Source organism: Klebsiella sp. 141162 (genome assembly GCF_050600755.1).
Classification (GTDB): Bacteria; Pseudomonadota; Gammaproteobacteria; order Enterobacterales; family Enterobacteriaceae; genus Klebsiella; species Klebsiella aerogenes.
Map to the genome: position 1 here is coordinate 1,161,269 of NZ_JAQIRI010000001.1, position 15,880 is coordinate 1,177,148.

Consider the following 15,880-nt stretch of genomic DNA (forward strand, 5'->3'; position numbering starts at 1 on the left):
AGATACCAGCATTGAGGATCGCGCCGCCGGTCTCATCGGCGGCGGGTATAACGATTAGGCCGGGGCTACGGCGAGAAGTAGGTTGGCAAAACGACGCTGTTCGCCGGAAGCAATGACCAGTTGGGTCAACGGCAGCCGGGACTTAGCGTAGAACGCCTGGCGTTCGACAAATTCAAGCGGGCAGTTTGTCGGTAGAAGCTCCCGATATTCACTGGCGATGGTGTTAGTGAATTCCGGAGGTGATGCCATCAGCGTCGCGTGTTCGACATTAACGCAGGTAAGCAGTTTTTCGACGATATAAGTTGCCGGTACCATGCCTGGCGCGAGGTTGAGATGAATCAACGTGGCATCGGCATTGGCATTAACGCGACAGGCATAATTGCTATCCGCGATGAGAATTTGTGATTTATGGCCGCAGCTCGCCAGAGCAGCCAGCAGTTGTGGATGGATAATTTCGAATTTGATCATCAGGAACTCCCTGGCGGGCGGCTATCTCTGGCCGCCCGGTTTGCATTACATGCGATAAATTCCGCCGTTAATATCGATAGTGGCGCCGGAGATAAATCCGTCATACTCGCCGGCAAGGAAAGCAATGGCGCGGGCGACGTCATCCGGCGTTCCCGCGCGCTTTAGCGGAATTTGCCGGATGGTTTCATCAGCCGATGCCTGTGTGGTGTGGCGGTTATGAAAACGGGTACCGAGAATAAGCCCCGGCGCAACCGCATTGACGCGTACGCCGTGCTCGCCCAGTTCAGCCGCCAGAGAGCGTGTCCAGGTCAGGATGGCCCCTTTTGTGGTTGAATAGGCAAGAGATCCGGCATGCCCGCCGGAGCGGCCAGCCAGCGAGGCGAGGTTAATGATGCTGGCGCCATCCGTTGCCGATTTGAGCCAGGGAAGCGCCGCCTGGGTGACGTTAAGCATGGTGGTCATATTGACGTCTAACACCGTTTGCCAGAACTGACGGTCAATTTCGCCAAGCCACTTACGCCCGACGATGCCGCCGACGTTATTCACCAGGATGTCAATGCCGCCGAGGAATTCCGCGGCGGCCTGCACGCAGGCGGTCGCGTCCTCAGTGTCAATCAAGTCCGCATAGCGCCAGGCCGCTTTTTGCCCTCGCGCGCTGGCGATAGCCGCCAGCGCTTGCGGGCCTTCTTCACCGCTGTGATAGTGCAAAAAGACATCGCATCCCGCCAGAATCAGTTTTTCGGCGGTGGCCCAGCCGATACCTTGTTCAGAGCCGGTGATAAATGCTTTTTTTCCAATAAGAGTTCCCATGATGTTTCCTTAAATTTTCAGGATTGAATGACGCCTTCACGCTGTCTGGCGCAGTAGAAAATGCAAATCAGGCCGGTGATCAGCAGGCACATGGCGAGGAATATCAGACCCGGCGTGCTGCTGTGGCTGAAGTCGTTAAGGAGGCCGACCACGTAGGGGGCGACGAAGCCGCCCAGGTTGCCGATGCAGCTCACTACGGCGAGCCCCGCGGCCGTCGCCGCGCCCGCCGAGACGTTGGCAGGCATCGATAAGAAACACGGCACCGCGGTATAGATGCCAATGGCGGCAATGGTCAGGAATGAGAGTGAAACCGCGACGTTGTACTTGAAGAACACCACCGCGCCGGCGAGTCCTAATGCGGCGACGACCATACTGATACCGGCAAAAACGGCGATTTTTCGCGTTTTACTCGCCAGCATACTCCATGGGTAAACCAGTAGCGCCGCCAGGCCGTAGGGGATGAGGGCAATCATACTAACGCGCAGAATATCATCGCCGGAAATGGCGGTAATAATCGACGGTAGCCACATTCCGAAGCCGTAAATCCCGCAAACCATTCCGAAGTTCAGCAGTGCATAAAGCAGATATTTGGGATTTTTAATACCGCTGGCGAACTCAGCAAGCGAGACTTTACTACCTGATTTTGAACGGTTCGTACTACTCATTAACCACGCTTTTTCTTCAGCGTTGAGATAGCCGACTTCCTGTGGTGAATTCTTGATAATAAAAGGGATGAACAGGCCAATAACGATCGGCGGAATACCTTCGAGGATAAATAACCACTGCCAGGATTCAAGGCCAAACCAGCCGTTATCGATATGCAGAATTAAACCTGAAATCGGTGAACCGACGGCGTTGGATAGCGGCTGAACAATAATGAACATGCCGAGAATTTTGGTCCGCCAGGCGGGCGGAAAAAAGATCGTGAAGTAGTACACCACCGAAGGAAAGAAACCGGCTTCGCACACGCCGAGCATAAAACGACAGATATAGAGTTCGGTCGGCGTTCTGACGAAGCCCATCAAGGTGGCAAATATTCCCCAGGTTATCAGAATACGCGCGAACCACAGCCGCGGACCGAACTTAATCGTGCCGGCGTTGCTGGGGATTTCAAACATAAAATAACCGATGAAAAATATTCCCGAAGCAAAGCCAAAGGCGGTGGCCGTCAGACCAAGGCTATCCTCTAACGCCATTGCGGCGTAGGCCATATTATTACGATCAAGAAAAGCCAGAAAATAAAGCAATATCATTAATGGAACAATGTGCCATGTCAATTTCTTAATGGCGCTCTTTTCTATATTTTGCGCAGATTGTAGGTTCATCATTATTTCCGGTTATACTCGTTAAAGTACAAAAGAATGGGATAGGAATCCCGACATTAATATGCGTATTGAGTCTAAAAGGGTGTAAGCCTCCCTGCTGATAATAAATATTATCTGCATCGTGTTATTTATTTATAAAACAACTATGGTTGCTTTATTCTTACCGACTGGCGCTGAATCACTTCCGGAGCGAAGATAAATTCGTCGGTTTGTAATCCCGGCTCAGCAATTCTCTGGACGAGCCGCTCTACCATCATCGACGCCATTGTCGAAAGCGGGGCCATTACCGAGGTAAGGCCGGGCGATGAGAGCGCTGAGAGGGCGATGTTATCGATGCCAATGACCGAAATATCTTCCGCAATTCTCAGGCCCTGCGCGCGGAGCCCAACCATCATGCCGATGGCTAACGCATCGTTAATCGCCACCACGCCATCCACTCGCGGCGTGCGGGCGCTAATTTTTTGCGCCAGACTTACGCCCAGTTCGAACATCTCGGCGTCGCCGAATTCCCGATTGCCTCTGCCTTCTATCACCACGCCTCTTGCCGCTGTTCCGCTTTGGGCAAGCGCGGACTGAAAGCCGAGGATTTTATGGCTGCGCCCTAGCGTTAACCCGCTTTCGGTGGCAAAGACGATATTGCGGCAACCGTTGTCCAGCAGATGTTGCGCCGCCAGACGTCCCGCTTCAACGTTGTCCATTGAGACACTATCGAAGTAGCGCGCCCGAGGCGGGACGCTTTCGGCCAGCCGATTGTCATAGCTAATAATGGTCATGCCTTGTTCGGCTGCACGCACAAAGTGGGTTTTGCGTACGTCGCTGGCGGCGACGATCAATCCGCGTACGCCATGCAAAAACATATCCGCGATAAATGCCGACTCCTCGGCGGCATCGCGGCAGCAAATGCCTAATAAAAGGCGATGGCGAAAAGCGCGCGCGGCAGTATCCAGTTCATGTGCCAGCGCTGAAAAGCTCGGATTGACGATAGACGGTACCATCAGGCCGAGCATTTTGGTTGCTGAATCGGCGACCGGCGGGGCGCAACGCGGCGGGCGGTAATTTAACTCAGCCATCGTTTTGACTATCCGCTGTCGGGTCTCTTCGCGCATCTGCTGTGTGCGATTATTAAGTACGTTGGACACGCTACTAATTGACACCCCGGCCTGACGGGCGACATCACGAATATTCGCCATACCTAAACCTTCTGTTTATGCTGCGCGCTTATTTCAGCACCGCGTTATCTGATTGCTAATTTATCGGCGACCGGGTAAGTGGGCAAGACCTTTACTCGCGGATGAGCGAGTTAATAAAGCATATGTGAACCCACTCGTAAGGATGGACGGGTGTTTAGTAAACAGAGGGTATGAAAATGAAGCGCGGCAGTGCTGTTTTTTTTCGGCGATGGTAATCCGGAGAGTATTGTGGGACGGCGGTTGGTTACTATCGCCGCAAAAATGGCAGGAGTAGTCTGGAAGCTATCCTGCCAGTCTGGTTAACGTATTAATCTCTTGTCAGGAACCAATGCGCCTGTGAAAGGGTAGATTCCGTCAGTGAATTGATTTCTTTTATTTGGCTGCAATGGGCATCCAGAATGTGAGGGTATTTATCCGGCAACCATCGTTGGTTGATAGTTAAAGTATAAAACTGAGTCTCCCGTTCAGTTTCACAGATATAAGCATTTTTTATATTGTCGGAGGTTTCCCCTTCCATAAGGTTCAGATACTCGAGAAAAACTTGAAATTTTGAATGTGTATCAATAAATTTTCCGGGAACCATTTTCTGCCAACGGATAGTCTGATAATTTAGGTCGGAGAGGCCGTAGCGGTAGGTGGTTGTTTCTTCGCCGGGAATGATTTGAGGTTTAAGAAAGAAAAATAATAGCCCTGATAAAAATAGTAACAGCGGGAGGATTATGGAAAAAAATGGGCGTTGCGGCTTATTGTTCACGAACAGTAGCCACAGAATCGGCGGGATAAAGGAAGCGATAAGAGCAAAAAAAACCTTAGCAGGGATATATAGTTCATTAATAATAACCTCTCCTGTTTTTGCCAACAAAAAATCGACTCTGTTACCCAAATACAAGTGTTTCCCATTAATAGCACTCAAAACGCTTGCCAAAACTATAACCCCAAACAGCGCGAGCCAAACTCTTAATGCAGGTTTGAGTATTATTTTTTTATTGTTCATTTTTCTGTACGCCCGCCTGATCATTTTGAGTTGCAATGCGCTGGGCACTGTAGAGTGTTTCTTTAGAGAGTCCTTCAATATCCGTAATTTGTCTACAGTTCACGGCCATTACCTGCGGATTATCGTCCGGGTACCAGCTTTCATTGAAGCCCAGAGTTGAAAAACTTGAATATTGTTCGACTTTGCAGCGCCAGGCGCTTTTAATATTATATTTGCTAAAATCCCAACTGGAGTCTTTAGTCTCGACAAATGTTTCGTATTTAATTGTGTTATTAAGATAAATACGGGTTATTCTTTCTCGCCAGAATATAGAAGTATGATAACTATTGTGGCGACTGTACTGAATGCTCAAGTCTTCGCCCGGTGTCACTTCTGGATGCAGAAAAACAAAGATGCCTGCGCAGAGAAACAAAATTGCAGGGATGATAGGATGGTGCAGGAGGTGGAAATTGATTTTTCGAACAAGCAAAAGCCATATTAGAGGGGCAATAAAAATATATAGCAACGCAAAAAAGAATTTACTGGGTGAATATATAATAAGACCAACGAGAGTACCGGTTGCGGTTTTTTCCGGGTCGGCATCGGGTATGATGCGCCACATATCGCCACTAAAGAGAGAGAGACCCGCGAAGATAGCAGTAAGACCTATCAGGATTAATACGACGCGGATCATTGTCTGTGTGTTTTTGTTTTCTTTGAAAGTCACATTTTCCACTTTGCATTCCTTTATTTGATGTGGGGGTGGAAAATGTTGCATGGGTAAGGAAAAGTAGCAAGTATTTTTATTTATATATTGGTGTAAGAAATATCAGAAGGAAAAATATAAATAAGCGGCAGGCGAATTAGACAAAAAAACCGGGCCGATATTTGGCCCGGTTAGAGATTACGTATTAAATTGAGGTTCGGCGATAGTTGCGATATTCCGGCTGCCAGAAATTATCGCTAATGGCCTGCAGCAGCGCCTCGGCCGATGTTTTCACCGCCACGCCCTGTTCCTGAGCCACTTTACCGACAGCGAACGCAATAGCGCGCGACACGGCCTGAATATCTTTCAGTTCCGGCAGTACCGGGCCTTCGCCGTTATTCACCAGCGGCGAGTGGTTGGCTAAGGTTTCGCTTGCCGCCATCAGCATCTCGTCGGTGACGCGCGATGCCCCCGCGGCGATAACGCCAAGGCCGATACCCGGGAAGATATAGGAGTTATTACACTGCGCGATGGCGTACTGCTTGCCTTTAACCGTCACCGGGGTGAACGGACTGCCGGTGGCCACCAGCGCTTCGCCGTCGGTCCAGGTCAGGATGTTCTGCGGCGTGGCTTCAACGCGGGAGGTCGGGTTCGACAGCGGCATGACGATCGGGCGCGGACAATGCTTGTGCATTTCACGAATAATTTCTTCCGTGAACAGCCCCGGCTGGCCGGAAACGCCGATCAGAATATTCGGCTTCACGTTACGCACCACGTCAAGCAGCGAGAGCGCTTCGTTGGTCGTATCCCAACCTTGCAGGTTTTCGCGCTTCTGCACCAGCTTGCTCTGGAACGACAGCAGATTCGGCATGCCGTCGGTCAACAGGCCAAAGCGGTCCACCATAAATACGCGCTGGCGGGCTTCCTCTTCGCTTAGCCCTTCGCGCATGATTTGCGCGATGATCTGTTCAGCAATACCGCAACCGGCGGAGCCCGCGCCGAGGAAGACAATTTTTTGCTCGCTGAGCTGGCTGCCCGCGCCACGGCTGGCGGCGATCAATGTGCCGACGGTGACCGCCGCGGTGCCCTGAATATCATCGTTAAACGAGCAAATCTCGTTACGATAGCGGTTAAGCAGCGGCATGGCGTTTTTCTGCGCGAAATCTTCAAACTGCAGCAGCACGTCCGGCCAACGATTTTTGATGGCCTGGATAACGTCATCAACGAATTGATAATACTCATCGTCGGTCACGCGCGGGTGACGCCAGCCCATATACAGCGGGTCGTCGAGCAGTTGTTGGTTGTTGGTGCCGACATCCAGCACGATAGGCAGGGTGTAGGCCGGGCTGATACCGCCGCAGGTGGTATAGAGCGACAGCTTACCGATAGGGATGCCCATCCCGCCGATACCCTGGTCGCCGAGACCGAGGATACGCTCGCCGTCTGTCACCACGATCACTTTGACGTTATGGTTCGGTACGTTTTGCAGGATATCGTCGAGGTTGTGGCGATTCTGGTAGGAGATGAACACGCCGCGCGCGCGACGGTAGATTTCCGAGAAACGCTCGCAGGCGGCGCCGACGGTGGGGGTATAGATAACCGGCATCATCTCATCGAGATGGTTGCCAATCAGGCGATAAAACAGGGTTTCGTTGGTATCCTGGATGTTGCGCAGATAAATGTGCTTATCGATCTCGGTTTTAAATCCCTGATACTGGATCCACGCGCGTTCAGCCTGTTCTTCGATGGTTTCGACCACTTCCGGCAGCAGGCCCAGCAGGTTGAAGCTGCTACGCTCTTCCATGCTGAAGGCGCTTCCTTTGTTGAGTAACGGAAACTCAAGCAGAACCGGGCCAGCGTAGGGGATATAAAGAGAACGGTTTTTTTTATAGATGAATTGCATCGCACTAACTCCTTGATGTTCACTTCAGACCCGGGCGCGCGATAAGCGATCGGGCTGGCAGGAAATGCAGCGGGCAGAGTATAGAGCAGATGGTAACAAAAGAAGGATGCGAAGCGTGGGATTGTCTTAAAAAAACACCATCCTGTTTAGCGGATGGTGTTTTTATCATCACTCAGCTGGAAAATTAACCACCGCGGCGTTTGCGGCCCGTAGCATGGATATGGTTAACGGTAGTTTCTTCGTCGCCTTCCAGCACCACTTTTTTCTGGCGTGAAAGCTTGTAGTTCAGACCGAGAAGATGACGTGCCTGATGGTTCGATTTCATTCTTACTCCTTAATCCTGTTCTGGTTTCAAGGACAAGCCCGACGCAAGCCGGACGAAACGTAACCCTAAGTAGGCCGCGCTTTTTAACGCGACGGGATTATCGTGGTCCATTTTTTTGCGAATAGCAACCTTGCGTCGGCAGATTAAGAGCGTTCTCGATTCAGGCGCGGGCGATTACCACTTCATTTCGCCGGTGTTCACTTTCGCGCTCAGCTCCAGCGAACTTTCTTCAGCGAGACCCGGATATTGCGCCTGCATGGCTTTGATGACGCTGGCGGAATCTTTATGCGCTTTCAGCGCCTGCTCGAATTTCTCCAGATAGTCGCGGGTAAAGACGATAGCCTTATCGCCCGCCGGCGGCGTGCCGAGGTAGTGGCCCGGGATCACCTGTTGCGGATGCAGCGCGGCCATATCGTTAAGGGTCTGGCGCCACTGTTGACGGCTCGCCGCGCTTTGGGTATCGGCGGTCCAGACGTGCATGCCCCAGGCGACGCCGGTGCCGCCAAGAATCGCTTTATTCGCCGGGATCCAAACGAACGCTCCGTAGTTCTGCGGCTGACGAATTTCCACTTTCTCGCCGTCGATGGTGAAGCTATCTGCGGCTAATACCTGTGGAACATAGACCTGCTTCGGCGCGCCGTCTTTCATCTGCGGGCCCCAGTAAGCCAGCTTCGCCGCTTTGGTCTCTTCAATATGCTTAACCACTTGAGGGGTCGCCACCACTTTGGCCTGCGGGAAGGCTTTTACCAGCGGCTCGAGGCCAAAATAGAAATCCGGATCGCCGGAGGTGATCACAATGTGCGTGAGCTTCTTACCGCTTTTGTTGATCATCTCAACCAGCTTTTCGCCATCTTTAACGCTGAACTGGGCGTCAAAAAGCACCGCCTCGTGCGGGCCGGAGGCCAGCGTGGAGTTCACCGCGAAGATCGCGTTCTCCTGCGGGTTGTAGGTTTGCAGGGTCAACGGCGCGGCAAAAGCGGTGGTGCTGAACAGGGCGGTGGCGATGGCCAGGGCAGATACTTTCATGTTGGTTTTCTCTCTTTCAGGTGAATAGGTTTATTTTACGTCATTCTTGATTTGCGAAAATTCCTGAAAAAAGAGATGCTGAGTTTCATAAAACGTGCAGATGGATACGGATATGGATCGAGTGATCGCCGCTCAGGTATATATGCGGATATGCGAGCTGGGCAGTTTGAGCGCGGCGGCCAGGGCGCTTGGTATGTCGCGGCCGATGGTGAGTCGCTATCTGGAGCAGATGGAGCACTGGGCCGGAACCCGGCTCATTCATCGTTCGACACGCAAACTGACCTTAACCAGCGCTGGCGAAAAGGTTTTGCAGAAAACGCGTAGCCTCACGCAATTGGCGGATGAGATAGCGGGGCAGACGGAACGCGCGGTGCCGAGCGGCACGCTGCGGGTCGCCTGCGCGCACTTTACCGCCATGCAGTTGCTCTCACCGCTGCTACCGGAGTTTTTGGCCCGCTACCCGCAACTGCGTCTCGAACTGGATATCAATAACCATCCGGTGAGCCTGATTGGCGAGCGTATCGATGTCGCCATCCGGATCACCGATAATCCGGAGCCGGGGGCGATAGCGCGGCGGCTCGGCATCTGCCGCTCGGTACTCTGCGCCTCGCCGAGGTGGCTACAGCAGCATGGCCAGATAAATTCGCCGGAGGAGCTTAGTCAACATAACTGTCTGCACTATAGCCATTTCGCCACCCCGACATGGCAGTTTACCGATCCGCAGGGCGAACCCGTGTCGGTGGCCGTCTCCGGCAATCTGAGCGCCGGGATCTCCTCTCTGCTGATGGAAGCGGCGGTTGCCGGATGCGGCATCGCTATGCTGCCGGAACTGGAAGCCCGGCGCGCGCTAAACAGCGGCGCGCTAAAGCAGGTGCTGCCTGGATATACGCCAAAATCCCTGGCCGTCTATGGCATCTATCTGTCACGGGATTATCAGCCCAGCGCGCTGCCGTTGTTTCTGGAGGCCATTCAGCAACAGTTGGCTCAGGTCAGCTAGAGCTGTCTATACTTACTCCTTTAACGTCAAAAAGGAGTGAAACGATGGCAATTCATAAGAAAGGTCAGGCGCATTGGGAAGGGGATCTGAAAAGCGGTAAAGGCACCGTCTCGACGGAAAGCGGCGCGCTGAACCAACAACCTTATGGTTTTAATACCCGCTTTGAAGGCGTTAAAGGGACTAACCCGGAAGAGCTTATCGGCGCGGCCCACGCCGCCTGCTTCTCAATGGCGCTGTCATTAATGCTCAGCGAAGAGGGCTATACGGCGACCTCTATCGATACCGTTGCGGTGGTCACGCTGGATAAGAGCGGCGGCGGCTTCGCCATCACCAAGATCGCGCTGCAGAGCAATATTGTCCTGCCGGGTATCGACAAAGCGGCCTTTGATCCGATTATCCAGAAAGCCAAAGCCGGCTGCCCGGTTTCGCAGGTACTGAAAGCCGACATCTCCCTCGATTATCAGCTCAACGCTTGATCCGTGGCGTGCCCGCGGGAACGCGGGCGCGTTGGCGTTTAAAGTCACCGTCGGCAAATGCCTGCCGCCGCGAATGGTGTTATGTTGGTGGCGTTACGGATAGCGACGGGCAACGCAATGACCAGCATACGCGGCATGATTGAATCACAGGTCCTGGGTTTAACCGGGATGGCGTTAAAAGAGATTGATTTTGAAAACCCGAAGGGCGAGCCGGGCTTATTTGGCCCGCATTCGGCTATCTGGCAGGTGCACGGCGACTTTACCTCAATGCTCTGCGGCGGCATTAGCGCGCTATTATTGCAGATGCTGCATCCGCTGGCGCTGGCCGGCGTGTGGGATCATTCGCGTTTTCGCGAGGATATCTTTGGCCGTCTGCGCCGCACCAGTCAATTTATCTCAGCCACCACGTTTGGTGCTACCGCAGATGCCGAAAGATTAATCGCCAAAGTGCAGGGGATCCATCAGCGCATCAGCGGCGTTGCGCCGGACGGCACACCCTATCGCGCCAGCGATCCGGCGCTCTTAACCTGGGTTCATGTGGCCGAGTGCAGCAGCTTTATGGCCTCTCATCTGCGTTATAAGCGCACCATCGTTACTGCCGCGCGTCAGGAGCAATACTATCGCGAAGCGGCGGAGGTCGCCCGGCGGCTTGGCGCCGAAGACATCCCCGAAACGCCACGTCAGGTGGCGGAGTATTTGCAGGATATGCGCCCACAGTTACGTTGTGATGAGCGAACGCAAGAAGTGGCGCAGGTGCTGCTCAACACCCGTCTGCCGGGCCGTCTAAGCCAGCCGGTAGGGCGCTGGATGATGGTCGCCGGAATCGATCTGCTCCCCGATTGGGCGCAGCAGATGCTGGCGATCCCCATCAATCCGCTGCAGCGGCGAACCGCGAGAGTGGCGGTCAATGGCGTAGCGCGGGTGCTCCGCGCCTCGGTGCGAAATGGGGCTTATCATTGCGCTATGCGTCGAATGGCAACGTCATAAAATAAAAAAATAGCCGCTCAATGTCGGCTATTTTTAAAGCGCAATCATTCGCATTTATATATTATAACTCAGGCTATTTATTTTAAATTTATTATCAACAAGCCATTAATATTGAATATCGCTGATTCATATCAGGCTATCATCCATATTTTATTCGGGAGGGATGATGGAAAATAAAAATCAACAGAATGATAATAAATATCATCAGCGTTCACAGGCCGCGCGAAAAAGCACCCTGGTCAGCGTCGTGGTTAATCTGTTTTTATCGACCGGGCAAATTATCGCTGGCCTGTTTTCAGGATCGCAAGGGCTTATTGCCGATGGCATCCACTCTCTTTCCGATTTAATTGCTGATTTTGTGGTTCTGATTGCCAATAAGAAAAGCCGTAAACCTTCAGACAGCGATCATCATTATGGGCACTGGCGCTACGAAAATGGCGCGTCGCTGATATTGGGCGCGATTTTAATGGTTGTCGGCGTCGGTATGTTGTGGTCGGCGGTGGATAAACTACTCCATCCGGAAACCATTCAATCCGTGCATATTACGGCACTTTGGGTGGCCCTGACGGCGCTGATCGCAAAAGAGACGCTGTTCCGTTACATGCTGGCGGTAGCAAAGCGCATTCAATCGTCATTATTAATTGCGAACGCCTGGCATGCGCGCTCGGATGCGGCATCGTCGGTAGTGGTGGCGGTGGGGATCGTGGGTAACCTCGCCGGTATTGCCTGGTTGGATCCCGTGGCGGCATTGTTAGTAGGGGTATTGATTACACGAATGGGTTACACTTTTGCCGGCGATGCTTTACATGATTTAATGGATCGCTCGGTCGACGCGCAAACCCAGAATGCGATACGCGACACCATCGCCGCAACCGGCGGCGTAGTGGGTTTGCACGATCTAAAAACGCGTAAGGCGGGCGACCTGATCCTCGTCGATGTCCATATTGAAGTTCCGGGCGAGTTGTCGGTTCGTGCAGGCCATGCTATCGCGCTGGCGGTGCGGGAAAATGTGCTCGCGCGCCATGAGGTGCTACAGGTGATGATTCACATTGATCCATACGAAGCGCCCGGCGGCGAACTGGCTCACGCGTAAACAACTTTCGACTCCTGCCTGCAGGAGCCAACGCTACCTTGCCGTTAATTGGCAATAACAGAGGATGATATGAAAATTAACGAACCTCAGGCGATTACTTTACCGCTGCCGCGAACGGCGATATTCATCGTCGCGACCGTAGCGCGCAGCGCTGAGAGCCTGAGCCGCGTGCGCGACTGGTGCGATGATTTTGCCGCGGTGGTGCGTTCCGTTGGTACCCGCATGCCGGAGGCAGGAATTTCCTGCATCTGCGGATTTGGCGCTGAGATCTGGCCGCAGTTGTTTGGTCAACCCACCCCGCAGCAACTGCATCCTTTCCGCCGCGTGGGCAGCGGAGAGCGCGTGGCGGTCTCTACGCCTGGCGATCTGCTGCTGCATATCCGTTCCGATGATATGGGGCTTAGCTTCGAGCTGGCGACGCAGTTGATGGATAAACTGGGTGACGCGGTGACGGTTGTCGATGAAGTTCACGGCTTCCGCTATTTCGACCGTCGGGCGATGATTGGCTTCGTTGACGGCAGTGAAAACCCGCAGGGGCGCGCGGCGGCGGATTTCACCATTATTGGCGAAGAAGACCCGGATTTCGCCGGGGGTAGCTACGTGATCGTGCAGAAATATCTGCACGATATGGCGGGCTGGAATGCGCTAACCGTCGAACAGCAGGAGCGTATTATCGGGCGTAAAAAAATGACCAACATCGAACTGGATGCCGACGTCAAACCAAGCTGTTCGCACAGTTCGCTGACCACGCTTGAAGAGAACGGCGAGGAGATTAAAATCCTGCGCGACAACATGCCGTTTGGCAAACCCGGGATGGGCGAGTTTGGTACCTATTTTATCGGTTATGCGCGCAGCCCGGCGCCCATCGAACAGATGCTGGAAAACATGTTCGTCGGTCGCCCGGCCGGTAATTACGATCGACTGCTCGATTACAGCCGCCCGGTTACCGGTAGTCTGTTCTTTGTACCTTCCGCGACGCTACTTGAAGAATTATCCAGCCGTCAGGCTGAATAACCCTGCATAATATCGGCCATTACGCCGCTACAGATGGTTTATTTCTCCGGCCTGCTTTGCAGGCCGTATATTGCGTGGAAAATAAAAACAGCCCATAATTAAAACACCATTAATTCATCGCTAATTAATGGCGGTTATCAACGCGATGTCGTGTTTGTGTACAATAAAATTAACCAATGGCTTAATAGATAATATCTATACCCTAAATAATTCGAGTTGCAGGAAGGCGGCGACGCAGGGAATCCCCAGGAGCTTACTCCAGTAAGTGACTGGGGTGAGCGAGGACAAATTCGTCAGGAACGAATTTGAACGCAGTTCACTGCGCCCGTAAGGGCGAGGCCCAGGGATGGGCCGAGTTATTGCCAACGCACATGCAACTTGAAGTATGACGGGTATATACCCATCATTTTTCATTAGGGTATGTACTGAGCATCATTGGGTCTTCAGGAAGTAATACAATGATCATCCGGCCAGAACAACACTGGTTTTTTCGTCTGTTTGACTGGCACGGTTCCGTGCTGTCAAAAATTGTTTTCCGCCTGCTATTGAACGTCCTGATGTCGGTCATCGCCATCATCAGCTATCAATGGTATGAACAACTTGGCATTCATTTAACCGTTGCGCCATTTAGCCTGTTGGGGATCGCGATTGCGATTTTTCTCGGCTTTCGTAATAGCGCGAGCTACAGCCGCTTCGTTGAGGCGCGTAATTTATGGGGAACCGTGCTGATTGCCGAACGAACGCTGGTGCGGCAGCTGAAAAATATCCTTCCAGCCGAGGATGAAACGCATAAAACATTAGTCAGTTATCTGGTGGCGTTCAGCTGGAGCCTTAAGCACCAGTTGCGTAAAACCGACCCGGCGGTCGACCTCTATCGCCTGTTGCCGAAAGAAAAAGTGGCGGAAATTCTCGCCAGCTCAATGCCGACTAACCGAATATTATTATTGATTGGTAATGAGTTAGGTAAGCTGCGCGAGCAGGGTAAGCTCAGCGATATTACCTACGGCTTGATGGATAATAAACTCGATGAGTTAGCCCATGTCCTGGGGGGCTGCGAGCGTCTGGCGAGCACGCCGGTGCCGTTTGCCTACACCTTGATTTTACAGCGCACGGTGTATCTTTTTTGTACGTTGCTGCCGTTCGCGCTGGTGGGCGATTTGCATTATATGACGCCGTTTGTTTCGGTGTTTATCTCCTATACCTTCCTGTCATGGGATTCCCTGGCGGAAGAGCTGGAAGATCCGTTTGGTACCTCGGCCAACGACCTGCCGCTGAATGCAATGTGCAATACCATTGAACGTAATTTGATGGATATGACCGGGCAACATCCGTTACCGGAAAAAATGCAGCCTGACCGTTATTACAACCTTACATAAAAAAACGCCGGGCGGGTCAGCCCGTCCGGCGTTTAGTATCAGTGAGTGCGCATTCCTGCCGCCGTCATCAATAGCTTAAAGAAGGTGGCGACCACGCCGAGCGCCAGCACGCTGGCCCCCCAGATAATCACCAGCCACATCAGTTTATGCCAGAACGGACGATGATGCGTCGTTAACGTTTTATCAGATTGAGTCGCCATCAATGATACCCCTCATCGGGTTTGATTTTGCCGCGGAACACGTAGTAGCTCCAGCAGGTGTACATCAAAATAACCGGAATGATCAGCAGCCCGCCGACCAGCATAAAGCCCTGGCTCTGCGGCGGCGAAGCGGCCTGCCAGATAGAGATAGCCGGTGGAATAATATTTGGCCAGATGCTGATCCCAAGGCCGCTGAACCCGAGGAACACCAGCGCCAGGGTGAGTAAAAACGGCCCATAGCTGGCCTGACGATTATAGGCGCTCCGGACAATCCCCCAGCAGCAAACCAGCACCAGCAACGGCACCGGCATAAACCAGATGATATTGGGGAAGGTAAACCAGCGGTGAGCGATTTCCGGGTGAGTCAGCGGCGTCCAGATGCTGATAATAGCGACCACTGCTAACAACGCCAGCGTCAGCGGGATCGCCAGCTCGGACATTTTGCGATGCAGAGCGCCTTCAGTTTTCATTATCAGCCAGGTGCAGCCCAGTAATGCGTAGGCAATCACCAGTCCGACGCCGCAAAACAGCGGGAAGGGTGCCAGCCAGTCGAGGGTTGAGCCGCTAAATTCGCGACCCGTGACGCTGAGGCCGTTGAGCAGGGTGCCTACGGCGATCCCCTGACTAAACGTCGCCAGTAGCGAACCGCCGATAAACGCCTTATCCCACAACGGGCGATGTTCCGGCGTCGCCTTAAAGCGAAACTCAAACGCTACGCCGCGGAAAATCAGCCCCAATAACATGGCGGTTAACGGGATGCTGAGCGCATCGATAATCACCGCGTAGGCCAGTGGAAACGCGCCATACAGCGCCGCGCCGCCCAGCACCATCCAGGTTTCGTTACCGTCCCACACTGGCGCCACGCTATTCATCATCATGTCGCGGTCGGTTTCATTTTTATTAAACGGGAACAGAATGCCGATCCCGAGATCGAAACCGTCCATCACGATATACATCAGAGTGGCAAAAACGATGATCGTGAACCAGATAATTGACAGGTCGATACCCATA

At 52.9% G+C, this 15,880-nt stretch carries 17 protein-coding genes; 6 read left to right on the forward strand and 11 right to left on the reverse strand.

The annotated features are described in order from the left end of the window. Positions 1-54 precede the first annotated feature (54 nt). From PGR23_RS05425 to PGR23_RS05465, 9 genes are all read right to left on the reverse strand, one after another. Positions 55-468: an RbsD/FucU domain-containing protein gene (locus PGR23_RS05425; protein ID WP_213797181.1), complete on the reverse strand. Its 414-nt coding sequence runs from the start codon at positions 466-468 to the stop codon at positions 55-57. A gap of 45 nt (positions 469-513) precedes the next feature. Next, positions 514-1,278 (reverse strand): SDR family NAD(P)-dependent oxidoreductase, encoded by a 765-nt coding sequence (locus tag PGR23_RS05430; protein WP_047048589.1) that lies wholly within the window; start codon positions 1,276-1,278, stop codon positions 514-516. 17 nt (positions 1,279-1,295) lie between these two features. After that, entirely contained in the window at positions 1,296-2,603 is a 1,308-nt protein-coding gene (locus PGR23_RS05435) for an MFS transporter (protein WP_045394178.1), read from the reverse strand. A 143-nt stretch (positions 2,604-2,746) separates the two neighbouring features. Continuing rightward, entirely contained in the window at positions 2,747-3,793 is a 1,047-nt protein-coding gene (locus PGR23_RS05440) for a LacI family DNA-binding transcriptional regulator (protein WP_396279667.1), read from the reverse strand. A 307-nt stretch (positions 3,794-4,100) separates the two neighbouring features. Next, positions 4,101-4,787 (reverse strand): hypothetical protein, encoded by a 687-nt coding sequence (locus PGR23_RS05445; protein ID WP_047048581.1) that lies wholly within the window; start codon positions 4,785-4,787, stop codon positions 4,101-4,103. Beyond that, on the reverse strand, positions 4,777-5,460 hold the full coding sequence (locus tag PGR23_RS05450) for a glycosyl transferase (protein WP_289577734.1): 684 nt from the start codon (positions 5,458-5,460) through the stop codon (positions 4,777-4,779). Before PGR23_RS05450 ends, PGR23_RS05445 begins: the two co-directional genes overlap by 11 nt. A 217-nt stretch (positions 5,461-5,677) precedes the next feature. Continuing rightward, complete coding sequence (locus PGR23_RS05455; RefSeq protein WP_015366493.1) at positions 5,678-7,375, reverse strand: NAD-dependent malic enzyme; 1,698 nt, start codon at positions 7,373-7,375, stop codon at positions 5,678-5,680. A 184-nt stretch (positions 7,376-7,559) separates the two neighbouring features. Then, complete coding sequence (gene sra / locus PGR23_RS05460; RefSeq protein WP_015366494.1) at positions 7,560-7,700, reverse strand: stationary-phase-induced ribosome-associated protein; 141 nt, start codon at positions 7,698-7,700, stop codon at positions 7,560-7,562. 174 nt (positions 7,701-7,874) lie between these two features. Beyond that, positions 7,875-8,726, reverse strand: coding sequence for a Vmh family MBL fold metallo-hydrolase (locus PGR23_RS05465; protein WP_047079128.1), 852 nt, complete (start codon positions 8,724-8,726; stop codon positions 7,875-7,877). 112 nt (positions 8,727-8,838) lie between these two features. Here PGR23_RS05465 and PGR23_RS05470 point away from each other — a divergent pair, with 112 nt between their 5' ends. The 6 genes from PGR23_RS05470 (at position 8,839) to PGR23_RS05495 (ending at position 14,669) form a co-directional block, all read left to right on the forward strand. Then, on the forward strand, positions 8,839-9,723 hold the full coding sequence (locus PGR23_RS05470) for a LysR family transcriptional regulator (protein ID WP_047048576.1): 885 nt from the start codon (positions 8,839-8,841) through the stop codon (positions 9,721-9,723). Between the two features lie 44 nt (positions 9,724-9,767). Continuing rightward, positions 9,768-10,199 carry an OsmC family protein gene (locus tag PGR23_RS05475; protein ID WP_015366497.1) on the forward strand — a complete coding sequence of 144 codons (432 nt, stop codon included), beginning with the start codon at positions 9,768-9,770 and terminating at the stop codon, positions 10,197-10,199. Between the two features lie 117 nt (positions 10,200-10,316). Then, positions 10,317-11,186, forward strand: a complete 870-nt coding sequence (locus PGR23_RS05480) for an oxygenase MpaB family protein (RefSeq protein ID WP_047048575.1) — start codon at positions 10,317-10,319, stop codon at positions 11,184-11,186. A gap of 166 nt (positions 11,187-11,352) precedes the next feature. After that, positions 11,353-12,279 carry a cation diffusion facilitator family transporter gene (locus tag PGR23_RS05485; RefSeq protein ID WP_045394190.1) on the forward strand — a complete coding sequence of 309 codons (927 nt, stop codon included), beginning with the start codon at positions 11,353-11,355 and terminating at the stop codon, positions 12,277-12,279. 69 nt (positions 12,280-12,348) lie between these two features. Continuing rightward, positions 12,349-13,293 (forward strand): Dyp-type peroxidase, encoded by a 945-nt coding sequence (locus PGR23_RS05490; protein ID WP_045394192.1) that lies wholly within the window; start codon positions 12,349-12,351, stop codon positions 13,291-13,293. Between the two features lie 458 nt (positions 13,294-13,751). Continuing rightward, entirely contained in the window at positions 13,752-14,669 is a 918-nt protein-coding gene (locus PGR23_RS05495; protein WP_045394194.1) for a bestrophin family protein, read from the forward strand. A gap of 38 nt (positions 14,670-14,707) precedes the next feature. Here PGR23_RS05495 and PGR23_RS05500 read toward each other — a convergent pair whose 3' ends face one another. Both PGR23_RS05500 and cydB read right to left on the reverse strand, forming a co-directional pair. Then, positions 14,708-14,869 (reverse strand): DUF2474 domain-containing protein, encoded by a 162-nt coding sequence (locus PGR23_RS05500; protein ID WP_064568862.1) that lies wholly within the window; start codon positions 14,867-14,869, stop codon positions 14,708-14,710. Continuing rightward, complete coding sequence (gene cydB, locus PGR23_RS05505) at positions 14,869-15,879, reverse strand: cytochrome d ubiquinol oxidase subunit II (protein WP_015705494.1); 1,011 nt, start codon at positions 15,877-15,879, stop codon at positions 14,869-14,871. The genes PGR23_RS05500 and cydB overlap by 1 nt, the downstream gene beginning before the upstream one ends. Position 15,880: the final 1 nt, after the last annotated feature.

Excerpts from the sequence above, each read along its gene's own strand:
- PGR23_RS05445 (WP_047048581.1), bottom strand. The coding sequence starts at position 4,787 with ATGAACAATAAAAAAATAATACTCAAACCTGCATTAAGAGTTTGGCTC.
- PGR23_RS05430 (WP_047048589.1), bottom strand. The coding sequence starts at position 1,278 with ATGGGAACTCTTATTGGAAAAAAAGCATTTATCACCGGCTCTGAACAA.
- PGR23_RS05470 (WP_047048576.1), top strand. The coding sequence starts at position 8,839 with ATGGATCGAGTGATCGCCGCTCAGGTATATATGCGGATATGCGAGCTG.
- sra (WP_015366494.1), bottom strand. The coding sequence starts at position 7,700 with ATGAAATCGAACCATCAGGCACGTCATCTTCTCGGTCTGAACTACAAG.
- PGR23_RS05465 (WP_047079128.1), bottom strand. The coding sequence starts at position 8,726 with ATGAAAGTATCTGCCCTGGCCATCGCCACCGCCCTGTTCAGCACCACC.
- PGR23_RS05435 (WP_045394178.1), bottom strand. The coding sequence starts at position 2,603 with ATGAACCTACAATCTGCGCAAAATATAGAAAAGAGCGCCATTAAGAAA.
- PGR23_RS05500 (WP_064568862.1), bottom strand. The coding sequence starts at position 14,869 with ATGGCGACTCAATCTGATAAAACGTTAACGACGCATCATCGTCCGTTC.
- PGR23_RS05455 (WP_015366493.1), bottom strand. The coding sequence starts at position 7,375 with ATGCAATTCATCTATAAAAAAAACCGTTCTCTTTATATCCCCTACGCT.
- PGR23_RS05425 (WP_213797181.1), bottom strand. The coding sequence starts at position 468 with ATGATCAAATTCGAAATTATCCATCCACAACTGCTGGCTGCTCTGGCG.
- cydB (WP_015705494.1), bottom strand. The coding sequence starts at position 15,879 with ATGGGTATCGACCTGTCAATTATCTGGTTCACGATCATCGTTTTTGCC.
- PGR23_RS05485 (WP_045394190.1), top strand. The coding sequence starts at position 11,353 with ATGGAAAATAAAAATCAACAGAATGATAATAAATATCATCAGCGTTCA.
- PGR23_RS05450 (WP_289577734.1), bottom strand. The coding sequence starts at position 5,460 with ATGATCCGCGTCGTATTAATCCTGATAGGTCTTACTGCTATCTTCGCG.
- PGR23_RS05475 (WP_015366497.1), top strand. The coding sequence starts at position 9,768 with ATGGCAATTCATAAGAAAGGTCAGGCGCATTGGGAAGGGGATCTGAAA.
- PGR23_RS05480 (WP_047048575.1), top strand. The coding sequence starts at position 10,317 with ATGACCAGCATACGCGGCATGATTGAATCACAGGTCCTGGGTTTAACC.
- PGR23_RS05495 (WP_045394194.1), top strand. The coding sequence starts at position 13,752 with ATGATCATCCGGCCAGAACAACACTGGTTTTTTCGTCTGTTTGACTGG.
- PGR23_RS05490 (WP_045394192.1), top strand. The coding sequence starts at position 12,349 with ATGAAAATTAACGAACCTCAGGCGATTACTTTACCGCTGCCGCGAACG.
- PGR23_RS05440 (WP_396279667.1), bottom strand. The coding sequence starts at position 3,793 with ATGGCGAATATTCGTGATGTCGCCCGTCAGGCCGGGGTGTCAATTAGT.